At 70.1% G+C, this 1,330-nt stretch carries 3 protein-coding genes; 2 read left to right on the top strand and 1 reads right to left on the bottom strand.

The annotated features are described in order from the left end of the window. Both AC1DZ6_RS25225 and AC1DZ6_RS25230 read left to right on the top strand, forming a co-directional pair. Positions 1-515, top strand: a 515-nt coding sequence (locus AC1DZ6_RS25225; RefSeq protein ID WP_477099827.1) for an HRDC domain-containing protein, incomplete at its 5' end; no start/stop codon positions are given. Between the two features lie 89 nt (positions 516-604). Continuing rightward, positions 605-901: a hypothetical protein gene (locus AC1DZ6_RS25230; protein ID WP_477099828.1), complete on the top strand. Its 297-nt coding sequence runs from the start codon at positions 605-607 to the stop codon at positions 899-901. A gap of 66 nt (positions 902-967) precedes the next feature. On the opposite strand, the gene mmcB is transcribed toward AC1DZ6_RS25230, so the two are convergent. Next, on the bottom strand, positions 968-1,330 hold a 363-nt coding region (gene mmcB, locus AC1DZ6_RS25235; protein WP_477099829.1), incomplete at its 5' end, for a DNA repair putative endonuclease MmcB.

Below are 1,330 nucleotides of genomic sequence, written 5' to 3' on the forward strand. Positions count from 1 at the left end.
AGACCAAGGACGTCACTCAGACTGAGGCGACCATGTCGACCTTCGGCATCGGCAAGGAGTTCAGCCCGCAAGGCTGGCGCGACCTGATCGACACCCTGGTGTTCGAGGGCCTGCTGCGGGAAGACCCCAACGACGGCCGGCCGCTGATCGGCCTGGGCGACGGCGAGGGCGTGCGCCAGGTCTATCGCGGCGAACGCCTGGTCTCGCTCCGCCAGCAGCCCGCCACCGCCGACAGTCCGGGCCGGTCCGGCGCCGGCAAGACCGCCCGCAAGCGCCAGGCCCTGACCGTGCCGCTGGAGGACCAGGCGCTGTTCGAGGCCCTGCGGAGCTGGCGGCGCGAAGAGGCGGCGCTGCAGCACGTGCCGCCCTATGTCATCTTCCACGACGCCACCCTGGCCGAGATCGCGGCCGCCCGGCCGGGCGCCCTGGCCGCCCTGGCCAAGGCGGGCGGCGTGGGCCAGGGCAAGCTGGATCGCTACGGCGAGGCGGTGCTCAAGGTGGTGCGCGACAACTAGTTCGGCCGCCGATTAGAAAGGCGGCCAGGGAAACGTTTCGCGGCGCGACGTGTTACGATGGTCGGCGCCTCCATTACGCGGGATTTCGCATGACCGACTTCACGATCAAGACCCCGGCCCCCAAGGCCTCCGCCAAGACCAAGGCCCAGGCTGGCGTGAAGCGCGCCAAGGAAGCCGTGGAAAAGGCGGTCGAGACCGTGGCCGAAAAGACCGAGGTCGCCCGGACCTACGCGGCCGAGAAGGCCGAGGTCGGCAAGACCTGGAGCCTCGAAAAGGCCAAGGCGGCCCATGTCGTCGCCGAGGAACGCCCCGTCGCCCTCGCGGTCGGGACCTTCGTGGCCGGCCTGGTGTTCGGCTTCCTGCTGGCCCGCAACTTCGACCGTTAAGACGCCCGTCTTTGCTTTAACGCGTTTTCTTCACGCGAACCGGTATCCACTTCGCTCGAAAACGCTTTAGAGCGACAGCCGCTCGGCGTTGACGCCGGCGGCGCGCAGGGCGGCCAGCCGGGCGAAGGCCAGGGTCAGCGCCTTGCGCCGCGCCGGGGCCAAGGGCGCGACCGGCCCCTCGCGCACGACCGCGCCGCCGAAGCCGTCGGCGACGATCAGGCCCGGCTCCTCGGGCAGGATCCCTTCGGGAAAGTCCGGCGACACCGCGAAGTAGAAGGCGTCGCAATAGGGCGCGTATTCCGGCCATTTGCGGTCGACGCGGAAGTCCTCCAGCCCCGACTTCACCTCGACGATCAGCACGTCGCCCTTGGGCCCCAGGGCCATCAGGTCGGCGCGGCGGCCGTTCGGCAAGGTGACCTCGGCCAGGGG

Source organism: Caulobacter sp. P1_B12_2 (genome assembly GCF_056406675.1).